Origin of the sequence: Streptomyces laurentii (genome assembly GCF_040635425.1) — a bacterium.
In the GTDB taxonomy this organism is placed as follows: Bacteria; Actinomycetota; Actinomycetes; order Streptomycetales; family Streptomycetaceae; genus Streptomyces; species Streptomyces laurentii.
The window spans coordinates 49,575-75,680 of record NZ_JBEYHT010000029.1 but is presented as its reverse complement, the minus strand read 5'-3'; the positions used below and the strand labels follow the sequence as shown (position 1 = coordinate 75,680).

24 protein-coding genes and 1 pseudogene are annotated in these 26,106 nt (G+C 71.7%); 13 read left to right on the top strand and 12 right to left on the bottom strand.

All coding sequences use genetic code 11. The features are described 5' to 3' along the window. Window positions 1–32: 32 nt before the first annotated feature. The 5 genes and pseudogenes from ABZ693_RS19505 to ABZ693_RS19485 all read right to left on the bottom strand — a co-directional run. A pseudogene (locus ABZ693_RS19505) lies at window positions 33–522 on the bottom strand (LOG family protein); the annotation flags it as partial. 79 nt (window positions 523–601) lie between these two features. Then, the gene (locus tag ABZ693_RS19500; protein ID WP_359878574.1) at window positions 602–1,690 is read right to left on the bottom strand and encodes a hypothetical protein; all 1,089 of its coding nucleotides are present in this window, start codon (window positions 1,688–1,690) and stop codon (window positions 602–604) included. Then, window positions 1,672–2,412 (bottom strand): ABC transporter ATP-binding protein, encoded by a 741-nt coding sequence (locus ABZ693_RS19495; protein ID WP_359878572.1) that lies wholly within the window; start codon window positions 2,410–2,412, stop codon window positions 1,672–1,674. Before ABZ693_RS19495 ends, ABZ693_RS19500 begins: the two co-directional genes overlap by 19 nt. A gap of 320 nt (window positions 2,413–2,732) precedes the next feature. Further along, window positions 2,733–4,121 (bottom strand): aspartate aminotransferase family protein, encoded by a 1,389-nt coding sequence (locus tag ABZ693_RS19490; protein WP_359878570.1) that lies wholly within the window; start codon window positions 4,119–4,121, stop codon window positions 2,733–2,735. Continuing rightward, window positions 4,106–4,612 (bottom strand): Lrp/AsnC family transcriptional regulator, encoded by a 507-nt coding sequence (locus ABZ693_RS19485; RefSeq protein WP_359878568.1) that lies wholly within the window; start codon window positions 4,610–4,612, stop codon window positions 4,106–4,108. The genes ABZ693_RS19490 and ABZ693_RS19485 overlap by 16 nt, the downstream gene beginning before the upstream one ends. A 192-nt stretch (window positions 4,613–4,804) precedes the next feature. On the opposite strand from ABZ693_RS19485, the gene ABZ693_RS19480 reads away from it, so the two are divergent. From ABZ693_RS19480 to ABZ693_RS19465, 4 genes are all read left to right on the top strand, one after another. Further along, on the top strand, window positions 4,805–6,241 hold the full coding sequence (locus ABZ693_RS19480) for a gamma-aminobutyraldehyde dehydrogenase (RefSeq protein WP_359878565.1): 1,437 nt from the start codon (window positions 4,805–4,807) through the stop codon (window positions 6,239–6,241). 166 nt (window positions 6,242–6,407) lie between these two features. Continuing rightward, window positions 6,408–7,571: an ABC transporter substrate-binding protein gene (locus tag ABZ693_RS19475; RefSeq protein ID WP_359878605.1), complete on the top strand. Its 1,164-nt coding sequence runs from the start codon at window positions 6,408–6,410 to the stop codon at window positions 7,569–7,571. A gap of 59 nt (window positions 7,572–7,630) precedes the next feature. Continuing rightward, the gene (locus ABZ693_RS19470; RefSeq protein WP_359878563.1) at window positions 7,631–8,161 is read left to right on the top strand and encodes an HXXEE domain-containing protein; all 531 of its coding nucleotides are present in this window, start codon (window positions 7,631–7,633) and stop codon (window positions 8,159–8,161) included. A gap of 30 nt (window positions 8,162–8,191) precedes the next feature. Then, window positions 8,192–8,743, top strand: a complete 552-nt coding sequence (locus tag ABZ693_RS19465) for a hypothetical protein (RefSeq protein WP_359878560.1) — start codon at window positions 8,192–8,194, stop codon at window positions 8,741–8,743. Here ABZ693_RS19465 and ABZ693_RS19460 read toward each other — a convergent pair. From ABZ693_RS19460 to ABZ693_RS19435, 6 genes are all read right to left on the bottom strand, one after another. Then, window positions 8,709–9,893: a serine hydrolase domain-containing protein gene (locus ABZ693_RS19460; RefSeq protein ID WP_359878557.1), complete on the bottom strand. Its 1,185-nt coding sequence runs from the start codon at window positions 9,891–9,893 to the stop codon at window positions 8,709–8,711. The two genes, ABZ693_RS19465 and ABZ693_RS19460, sit on opposite strands and share 35 nt — an antisense overlap. 99 nt (window positions 9,894–9,992) lie before the next feature. Beyond that, window positions 9,993–10,712 (bottom strand): response regulator, encoded by a 720-nt coding sequence (locus tag ABZ693_RS19455; protein ID WP_359878554.1) that lies wholly within the window; start codon window positions 10,710–10,712, stop codon window positions 9,993–9,995. Then, window positions 10,709–11,896, bottom strand: a complete 1,188-nt coding sequence (locus tag ABZ693_RS19450) for a sensor histidine kinase (protein ID WP_435842472.1) — start codon at window positions 11,894–11,896, stop codon at window positions 10,709–10,711. The genes ABZ693_RS19455 and ABZ693_RS19450 overlap by 4 nt, the downstream gene beginning before the upstream one ends. Further along, window positions 11,896–12,675, bottom strand: coding sequence for an SAM-dependent methyltransferase (locus ABZ693_RS19445; RefSeq protein ID WP_359878551.1), 780 nt, complete (start codon window positions 12,673–12,675; stop codon window positions 11,896–11,898). The genes ABZ693_RS19450 and ABZ693_RS19445 overlap by 1 nt, the downstream gene beginning before the upstream one ends. Continuing rightward, window positions 12,672–13,397 carry a glycerophosphodiester phosphodiesterase gene (locus ABZ693_RS19440; RefSeq protein ID WP_359878548.1) on the bottom strand — a complete coding sequence of 242 codons (726 nt, stop codon included), beginning with the start codon at window positions 13,395–13,397 and terminating at the stop codon, window positions 12,672–12,674. The genes ABZ693_RS19445 and ABZ693_RS19440 overlap by 4 nt, the downstream gene beginning before the upstream one ends. Before the next feature lie 49 nt (window positions 13,398–13,446). After that, on the bottom strand, window positions 13,447–14,472 hold the full coding sequence (locus ABZ693_RS19435) for an adenosine deaminase (RefSeq protein WP_359878546.1): 1,026 nt from the start codon (window positions 14,470–14,472) through the stop codon (window positions 13,447–13,449). Window positions 14,473–14,546: 74 nt separating this feature from the next. Between ABZ693_RS19435 and ABZ693_RS19430 the strand changes: the two genes are divergently transcribed. Continuing rightward, complete coding sequence (locus ABZ693_RS19430; RefSeq protein ID WP_359878543.1) at window positions 14,547–15,266, top strand: DUF4190 domain-containing protein; 720 nt, start codon at window positions 14,547–14,549, stop codon at window positions 15,264–15,266. Window positions 15,267–15,366: 100 nt separating this feature from the next. Here the strand turns inward: ABZ693_RS19430 and ybiA are convergent, their stop codons facing one another. After that, a complete protein-coding gene (ybiA, locus tag ABZ693_RS19425; RefSeq protein ID WP_359878540.1) occupies window positions 15,367–15,933 on the bottom strand; it encodes a riboflavin biosynthesis intermediates N-glycosidase in 567 nt (188 codons plus the stop codon). Between the two features lie 175 nt (window positions 15,934–16,108). On the opposite strand from ybiA, the gene ABZ693_RS19420 reads away from it, so the two are divergent. The 8 genes from ABZ693_RS19420 (at window position 16,109) to ABZ693_RS19385 (ending at window position 26,064) form a co-directional block, all read left to right on the top strand. Next, window positions 16,109–17,623, top strand: coding sequence for a gamma-aminobutyraldehyde dehydrogenase (locus ABZ693_RS19420; RefSeq protein ID WP_359878538.1), 1,515 nt, complete (start codon window positions 16,109–16,111; stop codon window positions 17,621–17,623). Window positions 17,624–17,670: 47 nt separating this feature from the next. After that, the gene (locus ABZ693_RS19415; protein ID WP_359878535.1) at window positions 17,671–18,918 is read left to right on the top strand and encodes a polyamine ABC transporter substrate-binding protein; all 1,248 of its coding nucleotides are present in this window, start codon (window positions 17,671–17,673) and stop codon (window positions 18,916–18,918) included. 49 nt (window positions 18,919–18,967) lie between these two features. Beyond that, on the top strand, window positions 18,968–20,116 hold the full coding sequence (locus ABZ693_RS19410) for an ABC transporter ATP-binding protein (protein ID WP_359878534.1): 1,149 nt from the start codon (window positions 18,968–18,970) through the stop codon (window positions 20,114–20,116). After that, window positions 20,113–21,051, top strand: coding sequence for an ABC transporter permease (locus ABZ693_RS19405; RefSeq protein ID WP_359878531.1), 939 nt, complete (start codon window positions 20,113–20,115; stop codon window positions 21,049–21,051). Before ABZ693_RS19410 ends, ABZ693_RS19405 begins: the two co-directional genes overlap by 4 nt. After that, entirely contained in the window at window positions 21,051–21,845 is a 795-nt protein-coding gene (locus ABZ693_RS19400; protein WP_359878529.1) for an ABC transporter permease, read from the top strand. The genes ABZ693_RS19405 and ABZ693_RS19400 overlap by 1 nt, the downstream gene beginning before the upstream one ends. Window positions 21,846–21,928: 83 nt before the next feature. After that, entirely contained in the window at window positions 21,929–23,353 is a 1,425-nt protein-coding gene (locus tag ABZ693_RS19395) for an NAD(P)/FAD-dependent oxidoreductase (protein WP_359878527.1), read from the top strand. A gap of 130 nt (window positions 23,354–23,483) precedes the next feature. Next, the gene (locus tag ABZ693_RS19390; protein ID WP_359878525.1) at window positions 23,484–23,945 is read left to right on the top strand and encodes a bifunctional DNA primase/polymerase; all 462 of its coding nucleotides are present in this window, start codon (window positions 23,484–23,486) and stop codon (window positions 23,943–23,945) included. A gap of 313 nt (window positions 23,946–24,258) precedes the next feature. Then, window positions 24,259–26,064, top strand: a complete 1,806-nt coding sequence (locus tag ABZ693_RS19385; protein WP_359878523.1) for a chitinase — start codon at window positions 24,259–24,261, stop codon at window positions 26,062–26,064. Window positions 26,065–26,106 lie beyond the last annotated feature (42 nt).

The following is a 26,106-nucleotide window of genomic DNA, read 5'->3' as shown; positions in this document are numbered from 1 at the left end:
CCGGCCCGGCGGCGCGCGCGGATTCTCCGCTCATTCGGCGTCGCGTCGTCGAAGATCTCCTGCACCGTGCCGGCCGCGCCCGGCAGGAAGACGACCCCCGCCGTGGAGCGCGCCGGCAGGCCGTCCTCGCGGATCGCGTTGGCGAAGTACTTGGCCACCTGGGACGCGAAGGCGTTCGGCGGCTCGCGGCCGTAGAACCAGGTCGGGATGCCCACCGAGTGGCCGCCGCGCGGCCACCGTGCCCGGACCTCGAACGCCGCGCGCCCAGTCCGTCACCGACGGCGTGAACGACGGCGCGGCGGAGCGGACGTCCAGCGCCTTGTCCAGCACCCCGTCCTCGAACGGCACGGTGTGCGCGCCCAGGTTCGCCGCGTCGTACAGCTCGTCCGGCCCGTACAGCCGGGCGCGGTACGGGTCGAACGGCAGATGCGGCACCGGCGGGAACACCAGCGCACCGTCCGCGCGGACCTTGGCGGCGGCCTCGGGCAGCAGGGCGCAGCCGAGGAGGACGGCATCGGTGGTGGGGACGGGGACGCGGGCGGGGGCGGGGGCGGGTCATGGGGCCACGAGAGGAGGGGGCCGGCGACGAGGGGGTGAAGGGTTACTTCTGGAGGGGGATCGCCGCCAGTGTTCCCACCAGCCATGTCAGCGGCACGAACACCGCGATCAGGGCCCCCGCCCGCAGCAGTGCCGTCGTGCGGAGGATCGTGGGCGGGGCGCCGAGTCGGTGGAGGGCGGCGGTGGTCCGGGCGCGGGACTGGCGGGCTTCGAGGGCCGCGGTCAGCAGGGTCGCCGTGGTGCAGCCGACGACCACGAGCGCGCCCAGCCAGGTGAGCGGGCCGAACGCCGCCCCGCCGTAGTACGTGGCCGCCGCGACCCCGGCCGAGCCGACCGCGGCCAGGATGCCGAGGGGGCGGCCGAGGCGGCGGGACTCGGTCATCAGGACGCGGCCGGCGAGCAGCCGTACCGCACCCGGGCGGGCCGTCTGGAGCAGGCGGCCGCAGGCGTACGTGAGGGACGGGCCGATCATGGCCAGGCCGATCGCGGTGAGGAACCAGCCGGCGAACAGCCCGCCGCCGTCGCCGCGTGCCGCGTACGTCTCCACGGCGAGGCCCCCGGTGAGCAGGGCCACGCCCCAGGGCATTCCGGCCGTGGGGGAGCGGTCGGGGGCGGGTTCCGGGCGGCCCGGGCGCAGGGCGAGGCCGGCCGCCGTCGCCGCGGCGACCGGGACGAGGGCGAGCAGGGTGAGCGCGCCGGCCAGCGGGAGGGGCCGGTCGGCGGCGAGCAGGTCGGCGGCGGCGCCGTCGAAGGGGAGTCCGGTGATGTCACCGCGCAGGTGGAGGTAGAAGAGGAGGGCCAGGAGGGAGCCGAGGGCGCAGGCGACGGCCGTGGAGGCGGCGGCGATCACGGTGAGCCGGCCGGGGCCGAGGCCGACCGCGGACAGGCCGGGCCGGGGCCGGGTGCTCGGGTCCGTCCGGGCGACGGCCACCGCGAACTGCACGGTGGCGACGAGCGGCGGCAGGCACCACAGCAGGCGCAGCGCGGCGTCGGAGGACCGGGCGGGGTGGCCGGCCGCGTAGCCGAGGGCGCACAGCAGGAGGAAGCCGACGCCGGCGGCGGCCGTGGCGACCAGCAGGCGGCGGAGCTGGACGAGCGGGTGGGACCCGGTGACTAGACGGAGAGCGAGCACGCCGTGACGCCCTCCGCCCCGGTGGCCGGCGTGGTGGTGCCGACGCGCCGTCCGTCGCGGAGCGCGATCGTCCGGTCGGCGAGGGCGGCGACGCCGAGGTCGTGGGTCGCCAGGAGCACGGTGATGCCGTGCGAGCGGGCCGCGGCGGTGAGGGTGCGCAGCACCTGTGCGGCGTCGGCGCTGTGGAGGGTGGCGGTCGGTTCGTCCGCGAACAGCACGGCGGGGCTGGTGATCAGGGCCCGGGCGGTGGCGATCCGCTGGCGCTCCGCGCGCGTGAGGGAGGCGGGGCGGGTGCGGGCGCAGGTGCCGATGTCGAGGCGCTCCAGCCATTCGGCGGCGGCGGTCTTGGCGGCGCGGCGGGAGGTGCCGCGCAGCAGCAGCGGCAGGGCGGTGTTCTCCCAGGCGGTGAGTTCGGGGACCAGGTCGGGCTCGGGGTCGATCCAGCCGAAGCGGTCGCGGCGGAGCCGTTCGCGCTGGGCGCGGTTCATGGTGTGCACGGGCGCGCTGTTGAACCAGACCTCGCCCTCCTGGGTGACGGTCTGTCCGGACAGACAGCGCAGCAGGGTGGTCTTGCCGCTGCCGCGGGGGCCGACGACGGCGAGGATCTCGCCTTCGCGTACGCCGACGTTGATCCCGGTGAGCACGTCGGCGGCGCTCGCGCGGCCGCCCAGGCTGCAGCGCAGGGAACGCGCCCAGAGCACGTCGTTGTCCGGTGGGGCCATCTCGTGCACACCTCGATGTCGGAGCCGGTCGGTGGTGTCCCCCCAGTCGGGGGAACGACCGGGCGGGCCGGTCGGTCACTGGGGCGCTCGCGGGGTGTCGTGCCGGTCAGGCCGGATCGGGGAGCGGGGGCCGGAGGGCCGGGGCGTCGCGCGCCCGGCGTGATCGGTACGCCACCCGTCGAGGGCACCGCTTCGCACCGTAGGGACTCGGGGCGGGCGGTACGCGCGCACGCGGCCCGGACGCGCCGTCATCCACTCGGATGGCGGCAGGTCCGGGCCGGGGTGACACGCCGTGAGGGCGGCGTGGCGCGCGTCGAGACTTACAGCTTCGTCCAGGCCTCGGTGAGGGTGGCGCGGAGGATCTGCTCGATCTCGTCGAACGTGGACTGGTCCGAGATCAGCGGCGGGGCCAGCTGGATGACCGGGTCGCCACGGTCGTCGGCCCGGCAGTACAGGCCGTTCTCGAAGAGGGCCTTGGAGAGGAAGCCGTACAGGACGCGCTCGGTCTCCTCCTCGTTGAAGGACTCCTTGGTGGCCTTGTCCTTCACGAGCTCGATGCCGTAGAAGAAGCCGTTGCCGCGGACGTCGCCGACGATCGGCAGGTCGTGCAGCTTCTGCAGCGTGGAGAGGAAGTTGCCCTCGTTGTCGAGGACGTGCTGGTTCAGCTTCTCCCGGTCGAACAGGTCGAGGTTGGCGAGGCCGACCGCGGCCGAGACCGGGTGGCCGCCGAAGGTGTAGCCGTGCAGGAAGGTGTTGTCGCCCTTGTAGAACGGCTCGGCGAGCCGGTCGGAGACGATGCACGCGCCGATCGGGGAGTAACCCGAGGTCATGCCCTTCGCGCAGGTGATCATGTCCGGCACGTAGCCGAACTTGTCGCAGGCGAAGGTGGTGCCGAGGCGGCCGAAGGCGCAGATGACCTCGTCGGAGACGAGCAGCACGTCGTACTTGTCGCAGATCTCGCGGACGCGCTGGAAGTACCCGGGCGGCGGCGGGAAGCAGCCGCCGGCGTTCTGCACCGGCTCCAGGAAGACGGCGGCGACGGTGTCGGGACCCTCGAACAGGATCTCCTGCTCGATCTGGTCGGCGGCCCAGCGGCCGAAGGCCTCCGGGTCGTCGCCGAACAGCGGCGCGCGGTAGATGTTGGTGTTCGGCACCTTGTGCGCGCCGGGGACCAGCGGCTCGAAGGGGGCCTTCAGGCCGGGCAGGCCGGTGATGGACAGGGCGCCCTGCGGGGTGCCGTGGTAGGCGACCGCGCGGGAGATGACCTTGTACTTGGTGGGCTTGCCCATCAGCTTGAAGTACTGCTTGGCGAGCTTCCACGCGGTCTCGACGGCCTCGCCGCCACCGGTGGTGAAGAAGACCTTGTTGAGGTCGCCCGGGGCCTCGTGGGCGAGGCGCTCGGCCAGCTCGATGGCCTTCGGGTGGGCGTACGACCACACCGGGAAGAAGGCGAGCTCCTCGGCCTGCTTGCGCGCGACCTCGGCGAGCTCCTTGCGGCCGTGGCCGGCCTGCACCACGAACAGGCCGGCGAGGCCGTCGAGGTACTTCCTGCCCTGGTCGTCGTAGATGTAGGTGCCCTCACCGCGGACGATGGTGGGGACGGGGTTGTTCTCGTACGACGACATGCGGGTGAAGTGCATCCACAGGTGGTCGTAGGCGGACTTGGAGAGATCGCTGCGGGAGTTGCTCACGGCTATCGGGTTCCCCACATATAGGTCTGCTTCTTGAGCTTCAGGTAGACGAAGCTCTCGGTGGAGCGCACCCCGGGGAGGGTGCGGATGCGTCTGTTGATCACATCCAGAAGGTGGTCGTCGTCCTCGCAGACGATCTCCACCATCAGGTCGAACGAGCCCGCGGTCATCACCACGTACTGGCATTCGGACATGGCCGTCAGCGCCTCGGCGACCGGATCCAGGTCACCCTCGACGTGGACGCCGACCATCGCCTGTCGCCGGAGGCCCACGGTGAGCGGGTCGGTGACGGCGACGATCTGCATGACGCCCTGGTCGAGCAGCTTCTGGACGCGCTGTCGCACCGCCGCCTCGGACAGGCCGACGGCCTTGCCGATGGCGGCGTACGGACGGCGGCCGTCCTCCTGGAGCTGTTCGATGATCGCCAGGGAGACGGCGTCGATCGTCGGGGACGAACCGGTTCCGGTTCTGGAGTCTGCGCTACGACTGGCCACGCCCACACTGTGCACCGAACCTCGCCGTCTGGCAACCCCAAAGTGATGAAATCCGTTGTCCTGGGGGCTTGGATGTACTGAATCCGAAGGTGGCGGGGGTCGGGCCTGTTGAAAGCGACAGTGAACCGACTAGGCTGAGGGCTCTCGCCCAACGGGTACCCCGCACGACGGTGTGCGCGGTACGGAACGTGACAGGAGGGGTGGCCAGTGACCACCGAGCTGCGCCGGTTGCGCAACTACATCAACGGGGAGTTCCGGGACGCGGCCGACGGCCGCACCATCGAGGTGACCAACCCCGCCACGGGCGAGGTGTACGCCACCTCCCCGCTGTCCGGCCAGGCCGACGTCGACGCCGCCATGGAGGCCGCCGCGGCCGCCTTCCCCGCCTGGCGCGACACCACGCCCGCCGAGCGCCAGAGGGTCCTGCTGAAGATCGCGGACGCCTTCGAGGAGCGCGCCGAGGAACTCATCGCCGCCGAGGTCGAGAACACCGGCAAGCCGGTCGCGCTCACCGCGAGCGAGGAGATCCCGCCGATGGTGGACCAGCTCCGCTTCTTCGCGGGTGCCGCCCGGATGCTGGAGGGCCGCTCGGCCGGCGAGTACATGGAGGGCATGACCTCCATCGTCCGCCGCGAGCCGGTCGGCGTCTGCGCGCAGGTCGCGCCGTGGAACTACCCGATGATGATGGCCGTGTGGAAGTTCGCCCCGGCCCTCGCCGCGGGCAACACGGTCGTCCTCAAGCCCTCGGACACCACCCCCGCCTCGACGGTCCTCATCGCCGAGATCATCGGCCAGATCGTGCCCAAGGGCGTCTTCAACGTCGTCTGCGGCGACCGCGAGACCGGCCGCGCCATGGTCGAGCACCGCACCCCGGCGATGGCCTCCATCACCGGTTCGGTCCGGGCCGGCATGCAGGTCGCCGAGTCGGCGGCCAAGGACGTCAAGCGCGTCCACCTGGAGCTGGGCGGCAAGGCCCCGGTCGTGGTCTTCGAGGACACCGACATCGCCAAGGCCGTCGAGGACATCTCCGTCGCCGGCTTCTTCAACGCCGGCCAGGACTGCACCGCCGCCACCCGCGTGCTCGTCCACGAGTCCATCCACGACGAGTTCGTCGCCGCCCTCGCCAAGGCCGCCGCCGACACGAAGACCGGCCTGCCGGACGACGAGGACGTGCTCTACGGCCCGCTGAACAACGCCAACCAGCTCAAGCAGGTCAGCGGCTTCATCGAGCGCCTCCCCGCCCACGCCAAGGTCGAGGCGGGCGGCCACCGGGTCGGCGACAAGGGCTACTTCTTCGCCCCGACCGTCGTCTCCGGCCTCAAGCAGGACGACGAGATCATCCAGAACGAGGTCTTCGGCCCGGTCATCACGGTCCAGTCCTTCACCGACGAGGCCCAGGCCCTCGAGTACGCCAACGGCGTCGAGTACGCCCTGGCCTCCTCCGTGTGGACCAAGGACCACGCGCGCGCGATGCGCATGTCCAAGGCCCTCGACTTCGGCTGCGTGTGGATCAACACCCACATCCCGCTGGTCGCCGAGATGCCGCACGGCGGCTTCAAGAAGTCCGGCTACGGCAAGGACCTGTCCGGCTACGGCTTCGAGGACTACACGCGCATCAAGCACGTGATGACGTCCCTCGGCTGAGCCGACGTCCTTCCCCGGGCCCGTCCCGGGATCTCCGCCCCCGCGGCCCCGGCACCCTGATCGACAGGGTGTCGGGGCCGCGCCCTTCGAGTCGACGGAGCGTCCATTGCCCCCGCTCGGCACCCGCCGTGAAGCTGTCCGCGTGACAGCGACCCTGAGCAAGACCATGTCCCGCCGCGCACTGCTGCGGGGGATCGGCGGAACCGGCGCCGCAGCGTTCCTCGCCGGCTGCGGCGTGCCCCCGGCGTACGTCGAACCGGCCGACCGGGCCGGCCGCGACCTGTCCGACCGGGACCGGGTGCTCACCTTCGCCAACTGGCCGCTCTACATCGACACCGACGACACGAACACGTCGAAGCGGCCCACCCTGGACGCGTTCACGAAGCGCACCGGGATCTCCGTCCAGTACAAGGAGGAGATCAACGACAACGACGAGTTCTTCGGCAAGATCAGCCCGGCTCTGATGAACCACCAGGAGACCGGCCGCGACCTCGTCGTCATCAGCGACTGGATGGCCGCCCGCTTCGTCCGCCTCGGCTGGGTCCAGGAGATGGACCGCGCGAAGCAGCCCAACGTCGCCAAGTACCTCGACCCGCTGCTGCGTTCGCCCGCCTTCGACCAGGGCCGGACGCACTCGGTGCCCTGGCAGTCCGGGATCACCGGCATCGCGTACAACCGCAAGAAGCTCGGCCGGGAGATCCGCTCCACGAAGGACCTGTGGGCGGCCGACCTGCGCGGCAAGGTCACCCTGCTGTCCGGGCTCGACGAGTCCTTCGCGCTGCTCATGCAGGGCAACGGCGCCGACGTCACCCGCTGGACCGCCGACGACTTCCACCGTCTGTGCGACCAGATCGACAAGCTCGTCCGCACCAAGCACATCCGGCGCTTCACCGGCAACGACTACATCAAGGACCTGTCGACCGGCGACGTGCTCGCCTGCCAGGCCTACTCCGGCGACGTCATCCAGCTCCAGGCCGACAACCCCGACATCGAGTTCGTGGTGCCCGAGGAGGGCGCCGAACTGTGGGCCGAGTCGCTGATGATTCCCAACCTGGCACAGCACAAGACCAGCGCCGAGGCACTCGTCGACTACTACTACGAGCCCGAGGTCGCCGCCGAACTGGCCTCCTGGGTCAACTACGTCTGCCCCGTGCCGGCTGCCCGGGACGTCCTCGCCGACTCCGGCGACGAGGAACTGGCGGCCCTCGCCGAGGACCCGCTGATCTTCCCCGACGACGACATGCGGAAGCGGCTGGCCATCGCCCGGGACATCAAGCCCGAGGAGCGCACGGAGTTCGCCAAGCGCTGGAACGCGATCGTCGGACTGTGAGATCCGCGGCACGCCGTGAGCGACGCTGTCGGGCGATCACGGCGTGATAAGCCGTCCGTATGACCGAATCGAGGATCAACTCACTCGTCACCTATGGACTGTTCGCCGCCTGGGCGCTGCACGACGCGGAGGAAGTCGCCTTCGGGCCTCGCTGGGTGCGGGACAATCTGCCGCTGTTGCGCGAGCGCTTTCCGCGGGCGCCCGAGGCGGTGTGGAGGGCGCTCGGGGCCGTCGACGACCGTGAATTCCGGGCCGCCGTGGGTGTGATGGCGGCGATCGTCGGCTCCGCCGCCGTCGCCGGGGCCCGTACCGGCGGGCGGTCCGCCTTCTATCAGGGCGCGTTGAACGGCTTCGGGCTGCACGGGCTGGTCCATCTCGCGCAGGCCGCCGCCGTGCGCGGGGTCACCCCCGGTTCGGCGACCTCGCCCGTCGTCGTCATCCCCTTCACCCTCTGGGCCCGCGGCCGGCTGCGGCGGGCCGGGGTGCTGCGGCCGGTCCGGGGCCGGGACGTGGCGGTCGGGCTCGCGCTCGCGGCCGGGGCGACGGCCGTCTCGCACGCCCTGGGACGGAAGATCGCCACCCACTTTTGAACACGTTCATGAAAGGCGTACGCTGCCTTCATGAGCGACACGAACGGGCCACGGGCCCTTCTCACGCGCATCCGCGTCTGGCTGGTCGTCTTCATCGTCTGCCTGGTGCTGAGCGGGGCCACCGCCTTCCCGCTCGTCACCGAACTCCGCCTCCTCGACGAGGCGTTGACCTCCTGGGCCGCCCCGCTCGGCGACGCCTTCCCCGGCCTCGCCGAGTGGATCGCCCGGGTCCGTACGGGAATCGAGGGCGCCGGCGCCGACGCCCCTTACCTCCTCTACGGCACCGACTGGCTGGCCTTCGCCCACCTCGTCATCGCCGTCGCCTTCTACGGGCCCTACCGGGACCCCGTCCGCAACATCTGGGTCGTCGAGTTCGGCATGATCGCCTGCGTCGGCATCGTGCCGCTCGCCCTGATCTGCGGGCCCGTCCGCGGCATCCCGTTCTGGTGGTCGGTGATCGACATGTCCTTCGGCGTCGTCGGCATCCTGCCGCTGCTCGCCGTACGCCGCCTGATCAAGCGCCTCGAAGCGCTGACCGGCCCCGCCGTCACGACGACGGCATCCCGAACGTCGCCAGCATGAGCTTCAGTGCCACCGGGTTCACGTCCTGGCCCTTCGCGTCCGTGGAGTTGACGCTGTAGACCAGGGTCCGGGCGCCGTCGCGGGTCGAGGCGATGGCCGCGTTGTAACCCCAGCGGCCACCGGTCTTGCCCCACACCTCCCGCCTGCCGAGCACCTTCATCGACAGCCCGGCCGAGTACGCGGCCGGCTCGCCGGACTTGTGGTCCGCCACCTTCGGCAGCGTGAACATCTCCTCCAGGAGCGGCCCGCGCACCACCCGGCCCGCGAACAGGGCCCGCGTGAACCGCTCCAGGTCGGCCGTCGTCGAGATCAGGTCCCCGGCCGCCCAGCCGTCCGTCGCGCCCCACACCGTCACGTCCCGCAGCCCCGTCGACCCGTCGTCGAGCCGCATGGTCTGGTAGCCGTGGTTGTGCGGGCCCTCGATCCGCGGGCTGGTGCCGGGGGAGTACGTGTCGCGCAGGCCCAGCGGGCCGAGGACGCGGGCGGCCACCTGGTGCTCGTAGGTGTCGCCGGTGACCCGCTCGATCAGCAGCCCGGCGATCGTGTAGCCGATGTTCAGGTAGTGCTGCTTCTCGCCCGGCGCGAACTCGCGCGGCTGCGCGGTCGCCGACCGCACCATGGCGCGCGGGTCGTGGACGTCCAGGCGGCGCGCGTACCACTCCTCGACGGTGTCGCCGGGCATCTCGGCCGCCGGGATGCCGTGCGTGTGGTTGAGCAGCTGGCGGACGGTCACCTCGCCGTACGTGGCGGGGATCAGGTCCGGGAGGTACCCCCGGGCCGGCCGGTCCAGGTCGACCCGGCCCTCGGACGCCAGCTGCAGGACCACGGCGGCGGTGAACACCTTCGTCACCGAACCGGCGCGGAAGCGGGCGCCCGGGTCGGCCGGGCGGCCGGTGGTCAGATCGTGCACCCCGGTCGTGCCCCGCCAGGTTCCCTCGGTGCCGCCGACCCGGACCAGGGCCGCCGTCGCGCCCTTCGACGGCAGTCCGGCGATCACCTGCGCGAGCGCGGAGCCGGCCGGGTCGACCGCCCGCGTGGTGGCGGCGGGGGAGGGCGCGGCCGTGGCGGGGAAGGCCAGCGGGCCGGCCGCGATGCCCACGGCCAGGGCCGCGGCGAGAAGCGTACGGGTGCGGGTGACGGAGCGGTTCATGACGGTGAACTCCTGCGAGAGGCGCGGTCGTTGTCGATGGCTCCATCCTGCTGAGCGGCCGCGCCCCGCGGATCGCCCGCACCGGCGGTCTTCCCCGGCCTAGAAGCTCGCCCGCCCGGGGGAGAGGCCCCCGGTCCCGCCTCCCCCGGCCGGGGGAGCGCCCGCCGTGACCAGGCCCGTCTCGTACGCGCAGATCACCGCCTGGATCCGGTCCCGCAGGCCCAGCTTGGCGAGCACATTGCCCACATGGGTCTTCACCGTGTGGTCGCTCACCGTCAGTTCCGCCGCGATCTCCGCGTTCGACAGGCCCCGTGCGAGCAGCAGCAGCGTCTCCCGCTCCCGCGCCGTCAGCACCGAAAGACGTGCCTCGTCCCGCCCCGGCCCCCGGTGCGGCGGGGCCGCCGCCGTGTACTGCTCGACCAGCCGCCGTGCCACCGACGGCGCGAGCAGCGCCTCGCCCGCCGCGACCACCCGGACCGCGTGCACCAGGTCGTCCCGCCGTACGTCCTTCAGCAGGAACCCGCTGGCGCCCGCGTGCAGCGCCTCGTACACGTACGCGTCGGTGTCGAAGGTCGTCAGCATCACCGACCGGCAGTCCGTCTCCGCGCTGATCGCCCGGCACGCCCCGATGCCGTCCATCCGGGGCATCCGCACGTCGAGGAGCGCCACGTCCGGCCGCAGCCGGCGCACCGCGTCCAGCGCCTCCGCGCCGTCCCCGGCCTCCGCGACCACCTCGATGTCCTCCTGGACGTCCAGGATCAGCGCGAACCCGCTGCGCACCAGCTCCTGGTCGTCCGCCACCACCACCCGGACCGTCATCCCGCCTCCAGAGGAAGAACCACCCGCACCTCGAACCCCCGCCCCTTCGGTCCCGGACCGGCCGCGGCCCAGCCGCCGTGCGCCGCCGCCCGCTCGCGCACCCCGAGCAGGCCGTGCCCGCCGGAGCCCTCGCCGCGCGGGCCGCGTCCGTCGTCCGTCACCCGTACCGTCAGCCGGCCTGGCCGGCCCGTCGCCTCACGCTCGTAGCCGAGGAGCACGTCCACGGACCGGGCCCGGGCGTGCTTGACCACATTGGTCAGCGCCTCCTGCACGATCCGGAACACCGTCGCCCCGAGCGCGGCCGGCAGCGGCCGTTCGGTGCCCTCGACCGCGTACCGTACGTCGAGACCGCCGCCCCGCACCCGCGCGAGCAGCTCCCGCAGCTCGCCCACGCCCGGCTGCGGCGCACGGGGCGCGGCCGCCGGGCCGCCCGGCTCCCCGTCGCGCAACACGCCCAGCATGTGCCGCAGTTGGACCATCGCGTCGCGGCCCGCCGACGAGATCGCCTCGAACGCCGCCTCCGCCCGCGCCGGCGCGGCCCGTACCGCCACCGGTCCGGCCTCCGCCTGCACGATCATCAGGCTCACCGCGTGCGACAGGATGTCGTGCATCTCCCGGGCGATCCGGGCCCGTTCACGGGCCGCCGCCCGTTCCGCCGCGTGCTCCGTCGCCGCCCGCTGCTCCCGCTGCCGGGCGTCCGCGAGCCGGCCGAACGCGTACGCCGCCCCGAACACGAAGAGGGAGAAGGTGAGTTCACGCATCGACTGGGTGTTGAGCCACACCGACACCGGCACCGACAGCGCGACGAGCAGCCCCGCCGCGTACCGCGCGCGGGGCGGCGACAGCAGGGCGAAGGTGTACACGCAGACCAGTCCCGTGTACGGCAGCGGCTGCCCGGGCCCCTCCAGGGCCAGCCGGTAGAGCCCGCTCGTCGCCAGGACCGCGAGGAGCACCGTGAAGGGCGCCCGCCGCCGCCAGACCAGCGGCACCACGGTCAGCGTCGTCAGCCCGTACGCGGACCAGGTCGCCGGCTCCAGGTCGGGCGGGCGCGGCACCACGAACGGCATCGTCATCGCCGCCTGCACGAGCAGCGCGATCCCGACGTCCACGGCCTGCGGATGGGCCGCGCCCCATGCCCGGAGCTCGCGGACCCCCCGCCCGCGCCCCGTCCCCCCTGCGCCCATTACGGCTTGCGGCCCACCGCGCCGTACTGCGCCACGTCCGCCGCCCGCGGCGCGCCCCAGCGCGCGCAGGACACGATCCCCGGCTCCAACAGGTCGAGCCCGTCCAGGAAGGAGGCGAAGTCCGCGCGGCCGCGCGCGGTGATCGGCGGCGTCGCGTTGGCGTTCCAGAACGCCATCGCCTCGGCGTTCGCCTCGCCGCCCAGCTCGGGGTCGTCCGTCGGGTGGGTGAGCACCAGGTAGCTGCCCGAGGGCACAGCCGCCATCAGGGTCCGGACGATGGACCGGGCCTCGTCGGTGTCCAGGACGAAGTTGAGGATGCCGAGCATGAGGATCGCGACCGGCCGGGAGAAGTCCAGCGTCTCCGCGGCCGCCTTGACGATCGCCTCCGGGTCCCGCGCGTCCGCGTCCACGTACTCCGTCGCGCCCTGCGCCGAGCCGGTCAGCAGCGCCCGCGCGTGCGTCAGCACGATCGGGTCGTTGTCGACGTAGACGATCCGGGCGTCCGGCGCCACCCGCTGCGCCACCTCGTGGGTGTTGTCGACCGTCGGCAGGCCGGTGCCGATGTCGAGGAACTGGCGCACCCCGGCCTCGGCCGCCAACTGCGTCACCACGCGCCCCAGGAACGCCCGGTCCGCGCGCGCCACCGCGCCGATGCTCGGGTGCAGCGACGTCACCTGGTCGCCGACGGCCCGGTCCACGGGGTAGTTGTCCTTGCCGCCCAGCCAGTAGTTCCACACACGGGCGTTGTGGGCGATGTCGGTGCGGATCCTGTCGTTCATGTGCGGCCCTTTCGCAGTGCGGCGGCGAGAACGTCGACACGATTGGTGGTGATCGAATCGACCCCGTTCATGATCAGCTTACGCATGCTCCGTTTCGTGTCCGGAGTCCACACCGACACCAGCAGACCGTCCCCGTGCACGCGTGCCACCAGCTCCGGACTTGTCAGCCCGAAGCGGTAGTTGAGCCACTTCGGGCGCAGCGCGTCGAGCAGCACCGGGCGCGGCGGGGCCAGCGAGTTCCAGGTCAGCGCGATCTCCGCGGCCGGGTCCGCCGCCCGTACCCGCAGCATCGCGGCGCCGCCCGCGCAGTACGCCACCCGCTCGCCCGCGCCGCACTCGTGCACCACGCCGGTGACCGCGCGCACCGTCCGCGTATCGCCGCCCGGCAGATCGATCAGCAGCCGCCGCTCCCCGGCGGCTTCGAGGGCCTCGCGCAGGGTCGGCACCCCGGCGCCGGTCAGCTCCGTCAGCTCGGCCGCCGTGACCGAGGCCAGCGGCCGGTCGTGACCCCACAGCCGCTTCAGGGTGTCGTCGTGCAGCAGCGCCGGGACACCGTCCCGGGTCAGCCGGACGTCGATCTCCACCGCGTCCGCCCCGCGCGCGAACGCGGAGCGGACGGAGGCGAGGGTGTTCTCACGGGCGCGGTACGGATCGCCGCGATGACCGACGACGGCGACGGACCGCGTGGCGGGCCGGGCGAGAGGCTGCGTGACGGGCTGCATACCTCTCATTGTGCGGGCCCGCGCTCCCGGCCCGCCGGGCCCGCGGGTCTCAGCCCGCGATCCACCGCTCCGTGTACGCGTCGATCTCGCCGGCCAGCCGGGTCTTGCCGGCCTGGTCCAGGAACGACGCCTCCACCGCGTTCTTCGCCAGCGTGCCGAGGCCCCGCTCGTCCAGGTCGAGGAGCCGGGCCGCGACCGCGTACTCGTTGTTCAGATCCGTGCCGAACATCGGCGGGTCGTCGCTGTTGACCGTGACCAGCACCCCGGCGTCCACCATCCGCCGCAGCGGGTGGTCCTCCAGGCGCTCCACGGCGCGCGTCGCGATGTTCGAGGTCGGGCACACCTCCAGGGCGATCCGCTGGTCCGCCAGGTACGCGAGCAGCTCCGGGTCGCGGGCCGCGCTCGTGCCGTGGCCGATCCGCTCGGCGCCGAGCAGCCGCACCGCGTCCCAGACGGTCTCCGGGCCGGTGGTCTCGCCGGCGTGCGGCACCGACCGCAGACCCTCGGCCCGCGCCCGGTCGAAGAACGGCTTGAACTGCGGGCGCGGCACCCCGATCTCCGGGCCGCCGAGACCGAACGACACCAGTCCCTCCGGCCGCCGGTCCAGCGCGAGCCGCGCCGTCTCCTCGGCCGACACCAGACCCGCCTCGCCCGGGATGTCGAAGCACCAGCGCAGCAGCACACCCAGCTCGGTCTCGGCCGCCTTGCGGGCGTCCTCGATGGCCTCCATGAACGCGTACTCGTCGATGCCGCGCCGCACCGAGCTGTACGGGGTGATCGTCAGCTCCGCGTACCGGATGTTCTGCCGCGCCATGTCGCGGGCTACCTCGTACGTGAGGAGCCGGACGTCCTCGGGGGTACGGACCAGGTCCACGACCGACAGGTACACCTCGATGAAGTGCGCGAAGTCCGTGAACGTGAAGTACTCGCGCAGCGCCTCCGGATCCGTCGGGACCTTGGAGTCCGGGTGGCGGGAGGCGAGCTCGGCCACGATCCGGGGGGAGGCGGAGCCCACGTGGTGCACGTGCAGCTCGGCCTTCGGCAGTCCGGCGATGAAGGAAGACAGATCGGTCATCGGATCATCGTAGGCCGGACCGGGCTGTGTACGGACCGCCACGTAGCATGACGGGACCACGATGGGGGAGGCCCATGTCCGAGAACAACGACACTCCGGTGGACCCGTGGGCTCCGCCGAACCGCGACGGCGTCGAACTGAGCAAGCCCACCACGCCCGCGACGCCTGCCGCACCCGCGACGCCGGCCACGCCCGAGGCACCCGCCGCGCCCGCCCCGCCCGCGCCGGGCATATCCGGCCCGCCGTCGGTGCACGAGCAGCTGACCATGGCCTCGGGGGTGGAGATCCCGCCGCCGCCCGTCGCACCCGGTGGGACCTACGGCTACCCGGCCGCCCCGACCCCGCCGGCGCAGCCGGGGGCGCCGACCGGATACGGCTACCCGCCGGCCCCGCCCGCGGCCACGTTCCCCGGCGGTTACGGAACGACGTCCGGCTACCCGGCGTACGGCGCCCAGCCCGGCTGGGGGCCCGCCCCCTCCAACGGCCAGGGCACGGCCGCGATGGTGCTCGGCATCATCGCGGTGGCCGGCTTCTGCCTCTACGGCCTGGGCGTGGTGCTCGGTGTCCTCGCCCTGATCTTCGGCATCCTCGGTCTGAAGAAGGCCAACCGCGGCGAGGCGACCAACCGCGGCATGGCGATCGCGGGCATCGTGCTCGGCTCGATCGGCGCCCTGATCAGCGCCGCTTTCCTCGCCCTGGTCATCGTCGCGGCCGTGACCAGCTATTCCGAGTCGGACACCGGCTGGGGCGAGAACGTGGAGGAGACGAGCATGGTGCTGGAGATCCAGCGCTGACGCGCTGACCCGCCGGCACCCGGAAGGCGCGGGGCGCGAGCGGCCCGCCCGCCCCGCGCCCCGTCCTCCTTCTTCTCCGCGTCCCGGCTCCGCGCCCCCACTACGAGGCGCCCACCCGCAGCCGCTCCCGCGCCTCCATGAGCGCGAAGCCCAGCAGGTTCAGGCCCCGCCACCGCTCCGGCTCCACGGCGCGCGGGTCGTCGGCGGCGAGACCGATGCCCCAGATCCGGTCCATGGGGCTGGCCTCCACCAGGACGCGCTCGCCCGTCCCCAGCAGGAACGCGCGCAGCGCCGGATCCGAGTCGAACTTATGGCGGCTGCCCGCCACCACGACGCCGAACCGCTCGCGCTCCCAGACCGCGTTGTCGAAGCCGCGCACCAGCCGGCCCGCCTTCTTCGCCTCGGCGGGCGTCCGGGCGCCGAGCGCCGCGGCCTCCGCCTCGGGGTCGCCGAAGAGCCTCGCCTTTTCGGCCATCATCCAGTGCTCGGCGGTCGCGTACCGTACGTCCTCCACCACGAACGGGGACGGCCACCACTGGCTGAGGCAACTCGGTCCCAGCTCGCCGTCGGGGCGCGGCCGGTGGCCCCAGAAATGCAGCCACCTGACCCGGTCACCGCCCATCTCCATGGCGCTGACCTGCTCCTTCAGTTCCTCAAGCGGTTTCATACACGCCACTCTCGCAGGCGCTACTGACAGTTCGTACGGCAATGAACCGCCGTTCTCGACACATGGTCGACAGATTCCGTCGAGTAACCAAAAGGCAACAACGGAATCCCTTGTTGGCCTTGGGGGCCTCTGCCAGGATCGGCATTCAATTCGAGCGGGAACAACGGAGAGCGTCATGGGCAACCGCTTCCAGGTGTCGGACCACTTCACGGACGGCGCGCAGTACATCGGAGGGCGGCTCCGCCCTGGCACCGCGGACGAGGACCACAGCGTCGTCGATCCGGCGACCGGGGAGAGCGTGTACACGTACCGTCTCGCCTCGGCCGGCGACGTGGACGACGCCGTCGCCGCGGCCAAGGCGGCCTTCCCGGACTGGGCCGGAGCCACGCCCGGCGAGCGGTCCGACGCGCTGCACCGCTTCGCCGGCGTGCTGGCCGAGCGGGCCGAGGACCTGGCCCGCGCCGAGTCGCTCCAGTGCGGCAAGCCGATCAGGCTGACGACCGAGTTCGACGTGCCCGGCACCGTCGACAACACGGCGTTCTTCGCGGGCGCCGCGCGGCACCTGCAGGGCCAGTCGGCCGGCGAGTACTCCGGCGACCACACCTCGTACGTCCGGCGCGAGCCGATCGGCGTCGTGGGCTCGATCGCCCCCTGGAACTACCCGCTGCAGATGGCCGCGTGGAAGATCCTGCCGGCCATCGCCGCGGGCAACACGATCGTCCTGAAGCCGGCCGAGCTGACCCCGCTGACCTCGCTGATGTTCGCTCAGGCCGCGACCGACGCCGGGATCCCGGACGGCGTCGTCAACATCGTGACCGGAGCGGGCCGGGTCGCCGGCGAGCACCTCGTCGGGCACCCGGACGTGGCCATGACCTCGTTCACCGGCTCCACCCCCGTCGGCAAGCGGGTCGCCGAGATCGCCACCCGTACCGTCAAGCGGATCCACCTCGAACTCGGCGGCAAGGCCCCGTTCGTGGTCTTCGACGACGCCGACCTGGAGGCCGCGGCGCACGGCGCCGTCGCCGCCTCGCTCATCAACAGCGGACAGGACTGCACCGCCGCCACCCGCGCCTACGTCCAGCGGCCGCTGTTCGACGCCTTCGTGGAGCGGGTCGCCGAACTGATGGAGACGGTCCGCCTCGGCGACCCCGCCGACCCGGCCACCGACCTCGGCCCGCTGATCAGCCACGCCCAGCGCGACCGGGTGGCCGGCTTCGTGGACCGGGCCCGCGGCTACGCGACCGTGGTCACCGGCGGAATGGCCCCTGGTGGAGAGCTGGAGAAGGGCGCATACTACCGTCCCACCCTGATCACCGGCGCCCCGCAGGACAGCGAGGTCGTGCAGTCGGAGATCTTCGGACCGGTCCTGGTGGCCCTGCCCTTCGACGGCGACGACGAGGGCATCCGGCTCGCCAACGACACCCCGTACGGCCTCGCCGCCTCCGCCTGGAGCCGCGACGTCTACCGGGCGAACAGGGCCACCCGTGAGATCAAGGCCGGCTGCGTCTGGGTCAACGACCACATCCCGATCATCAGTGAGATGCCCCATGGCGGCTACAAGTCCTCGGGCTTCGGAAAGGACATGTCGGCGTACTCCTTCGAGGAGTACACGCAGGTCAAGCACGTGATGTTCGACAACACCGCGGTGGCGGCCAAGGACTGGCACCGCACGATCTTCGGGGACCGATAGCAGATCGCCGCCGGCTGGCGGCGACCCATCCCGAAAGGGCACAGCGCATGGAGCAGTACCAGTCCGACAGTCTGTCGGCCGCACAGCTCGCGGCGATACGGCGCACGCTCACGAGCGGCCGCGGCGCCCTGAGCCGTCGCTCGATGCTGCGCGCCGGCGGCTTCGGCGCGCTCACCGTCGGTGGTCTCGCGGCCCTGACCGGCTGCGGCATCCCGCCCGCCAAGCGGGAGGGCCAGGGGCCGGCCAGCACGGACTTCTCGGCCAAGGAGAAGTCGGTGAACTTCTCCAACTGGACCGAGTACATGGACACCGGCGAGGACGGCCACTCCCGTCCGTCCCTCGCCGCGTTCGCCAAACGGACCGGCATCCAGGTCAAGTACACCGAGGACATCAACGACAACGTCGAGTTCTTCGGCAAGATCAAGCCGCAGCTCGCGGCCGGTCAGGACACCGGCCGCGACCTGATCAACCTCACCGACTGGCTGGCCGCCCGCGTCATCCGCCTCGGCTGGGCGCAGAAACTCGACGCGGCCAACCTGCCCCACGCGTTCGCGAACCTCTCGGCCCAGTTCCGCACCCCCGACTGGGACCCGGGCCGGTCCTACTCGTACCCCTGGACGGGCATCTCCACCGTCATCGCCTACAACTCCAAGGCGACCAACGGCCGGAAGGTCGACTCCGTCACGCAGCTGCTCGACGACCCCGCGCTCAAGGGCCGGGTCGGCTTCCTGACCGAGATGCGCGACACCATCGGCATGACCCTGCTCGACATGGGCAAGGACCCGGCGAAGTTCACCGACGCCGACTACGACGCCGCGGTCGGCCGGCTGCAGAAGGGCGTCGACAAGAAGCAGATCCGCCGCTTCACCGGCAACGACTACACGTCCGACCTGGACAAGGGCGACATCGCGGCCTGTGTCGCCTGGGCCGGTGACGTCATCCAGCTACAGGCGGACAACCCGGACATCAAGTACGCGATCCCGGCGGCCGGTTACATCACGTCCAGCGACAACCTGCTCATCCCCACGCAGGCCCGGCACAAGACCAACGCCGAGAAGCTCATGGACTACTACTACGAGCCCGCGGTCGCGGCCCGGCTCGCCGCGTACATCAACTTCGTGTGCCCCGTCGACGGCGTGAAGGACGAGCTCGCCAAGATCGACCCCGACCTCGCGAACAACGTCCTGATCGTCCCCGACAAGGAGATGGCCCGGAAGTCGCACTCGTTCCGCTCGCTCACCTCGGCAGAGGAAACGGCGTACGAGGAGAAGTTCGCCAAGCTCATCGGTGCCTGACCCGGCGTCCGCCCACCCCCGCCCTTCACGAATCCCCGGGACCCACCCCATGACTGACAAGAACACCGGCGGCGACGTCCGTCTTCGCGGCATCAGCAAGTCCTACGGCTCCTTCACCGCCGTCCAGCCGCTCGATCTGACCGTGCCGCAGGGCTCCTTCTTCGCCCTGCTCGGCGCCTCCGGCTGCGGCAAGACGACCACGCTGCGCATGATCGCCGGCCTGGAGGACCCGACGACGGGCACCGTCTCGCTCGGCGACCGCGACGTCACCGACCTCCCCCCGTACAAGCGGCCGGTGAACACCGTCTTCCAGTCCTACGCGCTCTTCCCGCACATGGACATCCAGGAGAACATCGCCTTCGGCCTGCGCCGCCGCGGCATCAAGTCGGTGAAGAAGCAGGTCGACGAGATGCTGGAGCTGGTCCAGCTCGGCGACAAGGCCCGGCACAAGCCGCACCAGCTGTCCGGTGGCCAGCAGCAGCGCGTCGCCGTGGCCCGCGCGCTCATCAACCACCCCCAGGTGCTCCTCCTCGACGAGCCGCTCGGCGCGCTCGACCTCAAGCTGCGCCGCCAGATGCAGCTGGAGCTCAAGCGGATCCAGACCGAGGTCGGCATCACCTTCGTGCACGTCACCCACGACCAGGAGGAGGCCATGACCATGGCCGACCAGGTCGCGGTCATGAACGGCGGCCGGGTCGAGCAGCTCGGCGCGCCCGCCGACCTGTACGAGAACCCGCGCACCACCTTCGTCGCCAACTTCCTCGGCACCTCCAACCTCATCGAGGCCGAGGTCGCCGAGACCGGCACCGACATCGTCGTGACCGCCGGCGGCGGCAAGCTCAAGGTGCCCGGCGACCGTTCCCCGTCCGCCGTCCGCTCCGGCGGGAAGCTGCTGGTGGGCGTGCGGCCCGAGAAGATATCGCTGGCGCACGCCGACGACGAGGGCACCATCGCCGACGGCCGCAACCGGGTCACCGGCCGGATCGTCGACTCGTCCTTCATCGGCGTGTCCACCCAGTACGTGGTGGACTCCCCGGCCGGCGCGGGCCTGCAGGTGTACGAGCAGAACATCGAGCGCGACACCCGTCTGGTGCCCGGCGCCGAGGTCGTCCTGCACTGGAACCCGGCGCACACCTTCGGGCTCGACGCGAGCCAGGACATCGACGCGGGTGTGGAGACGGTGGAGGACGCCTCGTGACCACGTCCACCCTCGTCAAGGACGAGCCCGCGGCGGGGCCGGAGTCGGCTCCGGAGGCGCGCAAGCCCTCCACCCGCAAGCGGCTCGTCCCGTACTGGCTGCTGCTGCCCGGCATCATCTGGCTGGTCGTCTTCTTCGCGCTGCCGATGGTCTACCAGGCCTCGACCTCGGTCCAGACCGGCTCCCTGGAGCAGGGCTTCCAGGTCACCTGGCACTTCCAGACCTACTGGGACGCCTTCCGCGAGTACTGGCCGCAGTTCCTCAGCTCGCTGCTGTACGCGGGCTTCGCGACGCTGCTGTGCCTGATGCTCGGCTACCCGCTGGCGTACTTCATCGCCTTCCGGGCAGGCCGCTGGCGCAACATCGTCCTGGTCCTCGTCATCGCCCCGTTCTTCACCAGCTTCCTCATCCGTACGCTGGCCTGGAAGACGATCCTCGCCGACGGCGGCGCGGTCGTCGGCGCGCTCGACGCGCTGCACGTCCTCGACGTCACCAGCTGGCTCGGCTGGACCGAGGGCAACCGGGTGCTCGCCACGCCGATGGCGGTGGTGTGCGGTCTCACGTACAACTACCTGCCGTTCATGATCCTGCCGCTCTACACCTCGCTGGAGCGCATCGACGGCCGGCTGCACGAGGCCGCCCAGGACCTGTACGCGTCGCCGGCGACCACCTTCCGCAAGGTCACGTTCCCGCTGTCGATGCCCGGTGTCGTCTCCGGCACGCTGCTCACCTTCATCCCGGCGAGCGGCGACTACGTCAACGCCGAGCTGCTCGGCTCCACCGACACCAAGATGGTCGGCAACGTGATCCAGTCGCAGTTCCTGCGCGTGCTGGACTACCCGACGGCCGCGGCCCTGTCGTTCATCCTCATGGCGATCGTGCTGCTCGTCGTCACCTTCTACATCCGCCGAGCGGGAACGGAGGACCTGGTCTGATGCGTTGGATCCGACGGAACCTTGTCGTCATCGCGGGCCTTCTCACGCTCGCGTACATGATCCTGCCGAACATCGTGGTCATGGTGTTCTCGTTCAACAAGCCGAACGGGCGCTTCAACTACGCGTGGCAGAAGTTCTCCCTGGACGCCTGGAAGGACCCCTGCGGCGTCGCCGACATGTGCGGCTCGCTGTCGCTGTCCCTCCAGATCGCGGCCTGGGCGACGCTCGGCGCCACGGTCCTCGGCACGATGATCTCGTTCGCGCTGGTCCGCTACCGCTTCCGGGCACGCGGCGCGATCAACTCGCTGATCTTCCTGCCGATGGCGATGCCCGAGGTCGTCATGGCCGCCTCGCTGCTCACCCTGTTCCTCAACATGGGCGCCGAGCTGGGCTTCTGGACGATCCTCATCGCCCACATCATGTTCTGTCTGTCGTTCGTCGTGACGGCGGTCAAGGCGCGCGTGATGTCCATGGACCCGCGCCTGGAGGAGGCCGCCCGCGACCTGTACGCGGGGCCGGCGCAGACCTTCCTGCGGGTCACGCTGCCGATCGCGGCGCCCGGCATCGCGGCCGGCGCGCTGCTCGCCTTCGCGCTGTCGTTCGACGACTTCATCATCACCAACTTCAACGCGGGCTCCACCGTGACCTTCCCCATGTTCGTCTGGGGCTCGGCACAGCGCGGAACCCCCGTTCAGATCAACGTCATCGGCACGGCGATGTTCGTCATCGCGGTACTGGTGGTCGTGGCCGGTCAGATCGTCACGAACCGGCGCAAGAAATCAGCAACAGCCTGACCGGTCGGCCCCCGGCCGCCGCCTGACACGCGGGCGGCGGACGGCGGCCGGCAGCCGGTCGGGCAACGAAGGAGTTGGAAACCATGGCCCCAGTCGCCATGCGTCTCGCTGCACAATCTCTCTCCGACGCCCAGCCCGTCCCCTTCTGGCTGGAAGACCCCGGCAAGCCCCACGCCCTGCCCGCCCTCACCGGCACCGAGCGCTGCGATCTGCTCGTCGTCGGCGGTGGCTACAGCGGCCTGTGGACCGCGCTCCTCGCCAAGGAACGCGACCCCTCCCGGGACGTCGTACTCATCGAAGGCCGCGAGGTGGGCTGGGCCGCCTCGGGCCGCAACGGCGGCTTCTGCGCCGCCTCCCTCACCCACGGCCTCGGCAACGGACTCGCCCGCTGGCCGCACGAGCTGGCGGAACTGGAGCGGCTCGGCACCGAGAACCTCGACGCCATCGAGGCGGCCGTCGCCCGCTACGGCCTGGACTGCGACTTCGAGCGCACCGGCGAGATCGACGTGGCCACCGAGGCCTACCAGCTCGACGAGCTGCACGAGATGTACGAGGAGGCCGAGCGGCTCGGCCTCGCCGACGGCCTGGAGCTGATGGACCGCGACGCGCTGCGCGCCGAGGTCGACTCGCCGACCTTCCAGGGCGGCCTGTGGGACCGGCGCGGGGCCGCGATGCTGCACCCGGCGAAGCTGGTCTGGGGCCTCAGGCGGGCCTGCCTCGACCTGGGCGTCCGGATCTTCGAGAACACTCCGGGGCTCGACCTCGTCGCGGCGGGCGGCCAGGGCATGGTGGTCCGCACCCCGTACGGGCGGGTCGCCGCCCGCCGGGTCGCGCTCGGCACCAACGTCTTCCCGTCGCTGGTCAAGCGGATGCGGCCGTTCACCGTCCCGGTCTACGACTACGCGCTGATGACCGAGCCGCTGAGCGCCGAGCAGCTGGCCTCGATCGGCGGCTGGCGCCGCCGGCAGGGCCTCGGCGACAGCGCCAACCAGTTCCACTACTTCCGGATCACCGCCGACAACCGCATCCTGTGGGGCGGTTACGACGCGATCTACCCCTTCGGCGGCAAGGTCAGCGCCGAGATGGACCACCGCCCCGAGACGTATCTGAAGCTGGCCGAGCACTTCTTCACCTGCTTCCCGCAGCTGGAGGGCCTGCGCTTCAGCCACGCCTGGGGCGGCGCGATCGACACCTGCTCGCGCTTCTCCGCCTTCTTCGGTACGGCGCACCAGGGCAAGGTGGCGTACGCGGCCGGCTACACCGGCCTCGGCGTCGGCGCCTCCCGTTTCGGCGCGGACGTGATGCTCGACCTGCTGGCGGGGGAGCGGACCGAGCGCACCCGGCTCGACATGGTCCGCTCCAAGCCGCTGCCGTTCCCGCCGGAGCCGATCGCGTGGGCGGGCATCGGGCTGACCAAGTGGTCGCTGGCCCGGGCCGACGAGAACGGCGGGCGGCGGAATCTGTGGCTGAAGACCATGGACCGGCTGGGCCTCGGCTTCGACAGCTGAGCGCTTCGCGATGATGTGACGCAGGTCACATAAGGCGATATCTGAACCCGCGTCATATCCGGGAGATGGCCTCCTCTCTCCGTGTGGGACCCGCATCGGGCGGGCCCGCACGGAGAGAGGAGATCGCGCGATGACTGCCATGGAGGCCAGGAGTGCCGTGGAGTGGCTGGTGTCGGCCGCACCCGACCCCGAGGCCTGCCGCTTCGAATGGGAGCGCAACCCGCACGGGGTCGCGCTGCTGCCCGCCGGCCGCCGCTGGGACGTCCTGATCCTGCCCGCCACGCTCGGCCGGCCCACCCTCGAGGTGCTGACCCGGCTCGTCGACCGGCCGGGCCCCGTCCTCGCCGACTTCGGCGACGCCCGGATCGGCTTCTTCGTGGAGCCGGGCACCACGGACCGCTGGCTCGGCACCGGCGTGCGCGGCGCGGGCGACGGCACCTGGGTCGTCGTCCCGTACCCGGGCCGGATGGCCGACGGGGTGCGCTGGCTGGTGTCCCCGGACGCCGCGGGCACGCTCACCGACGTCGCGCTGCTGGAACTCGCGATGCACGAGGCGGCGGCACGGCGGGCCGGGGGAGGCGGCGAGGGGTGAGCGGGGCGGACCGGCCCGACGGTCCGGCGCGCCGGTTCCCGTAGCGCGCGCCTCGTATCCCGTACCCCCGTATCCCGTACCCCCCCGTACTCCCGTATCCCGTACTCCCGTATCCCCCGCACCTCCGTGCGCCTGTACCCCCTGCGCGGCCGTATCCCCGTACTGCCGCCTCCTCGTGCTCCCGTGCTCCCGTATCCCGTACCCCGCCTTCTCGCCTCCCTTCCCCTCGTTCAGAGGTCTTGACCACTTGATTGGTCTGGACCATGCTGTGGCGCGCTCCACCACCTCGATTCCCCCATCCCCGGAGGCAGTTGTGGACCGCACCAGACCCTTCACCCTCGCGTTGGCGGGCCTTCTGGCCGCCGGCGGACTCGTGGCGCTCACCCCCGCGGCCCACGCCGCCGACACCGAACTCGCCCGCAACGGCGGCTTCGAGTCCGGTCTGGACGGCTGGAGCTGTACGGCGGGCAGCGGCGCCGCCGTCACCTCCCCCGTGCGCAGCGGCACCAAGGCCCTGCAAGCGACCCCAGCCGGCGGCGACAACGCCCGCTGTTCCCAGACCGTGGCCGTACGGCCCGACTCCACGTACACGCTGAGCGGCTGGGTGCGCGGCGGCTACGTCTACCTCGGCGCGTCCGGCACCGGCACGACCGACGTCTCCACCTGGACCCAGTCCGCCCCCGACTGGCAGCGGCTCGGCACCACCTTCACCACCGGGTCCGGCACCACCTCGGTGACGATCTACACCCACGGCTGGTACGGCACCGGCGCCTACCAGGCCGACGACCTGTCCCTGCTCGGCCCCGGCGGCGACCCCGGCCGGCCGCCCGCGACCCCCACGGGCCTCACCGCCGGCTCCGCGACCGCCACCACGATCGGACTCAGCTGGCCCGCCGTGCCCGGCGCCACCTCGTACCGCGTCCAGCAGGGCTCCGCCGTCGTCGCGACCGTCACCGGCACCTCGTACACCGCCACCGGCCTCACCCCCGGCACCGCCTACACCTTCCGGGTCACGGCCGCCAACGACGCGGGCGAATCCGCCCCCTCCGCCCCCGTCACCGCCAGCACCACCTCCTCGGGCGGCGGCAACCCCGGCGGCCAGCTGCCCGCGCACGCCCTCGTCGGCTACCTCCACTCCAGCTTCGCCAACGGCTCCGGCTACACCCGCATGGCCGACGTCCCCGACTCCTGGGACGTCATCGACCTGGCCTTCGGCGAACCCACCTCGGTGACCTCCGGCGACATCCGCTTCAGCCTGTGCCCGGCGACGGAATGCCCGAACGTCGAGTCACCCGCCGAGTTCAAGGCCGCCATCAAGGCCAAGCAGGCCGCCGGCAAGAAGGTCCTCATCTCCATCGGCGGCCAGAACGGACAGGTCCAGCTGACCACGGCCGCCGCCCGCGACACCTTCGTCTCCTCCGTCTCGAAGATCATCGACGAGTACGGCCTCGACGGCCTCGACATCGACTTCGAAGGCCACTCGCTCTCGCTCCAGACCGGCGACACCGACTTCCGCAACCCCACGACCCCGGTCGTTGTCAACCTCATCCAGGCCGTGAAGACCCTCAAGGCGAAGTACGGCTCCGGCTTCGTCCTCACCATGGCGCCGGAGACCTTCTTCGTCCAGCTCGGCTACCAGTACTACGGCTCCGGCCCCTGGGGCGGCCAGGACCCGCGCGCCGGCGCCTACCTCCCGGTCATCCACGCCCTGCGCGACGACCTCACCCTGCTCCACGTCCAGGACTACAACTCGGGCTCGATCATGGGCCTCGACAACCAGTACCACTCCATGGGCGGCGCCGACTTCCACATCGCCATGACCGACATGCTGCTCACCGGCTTCCCGGTCGCCGGCAACGCGGACCGCTTCTTCCCGCCCCTGCGCCCCGACCAGGTCGCCATCGGCCTCCCCGCCTCCACCCAGGCGGGCAACGGCCACACCGCCCCGGCCGAGGTGACCAAGACCCTGAACTGCCTCACGAAGAAGACCGACTGCGGCACCTACCAGACCCACGGCACCTGGCCCGCCCTGCGCGGCCTGATGACCTGGTCGATCAACTGGGACCGCTACAACCAGTGGGCGTTCAGCCGCAACTTCGACGCGTACCCGTGGAGCTGAGGCTTCGGCCGCTCCGCTGACGGCCGGGCAGCCCCTCCCCGC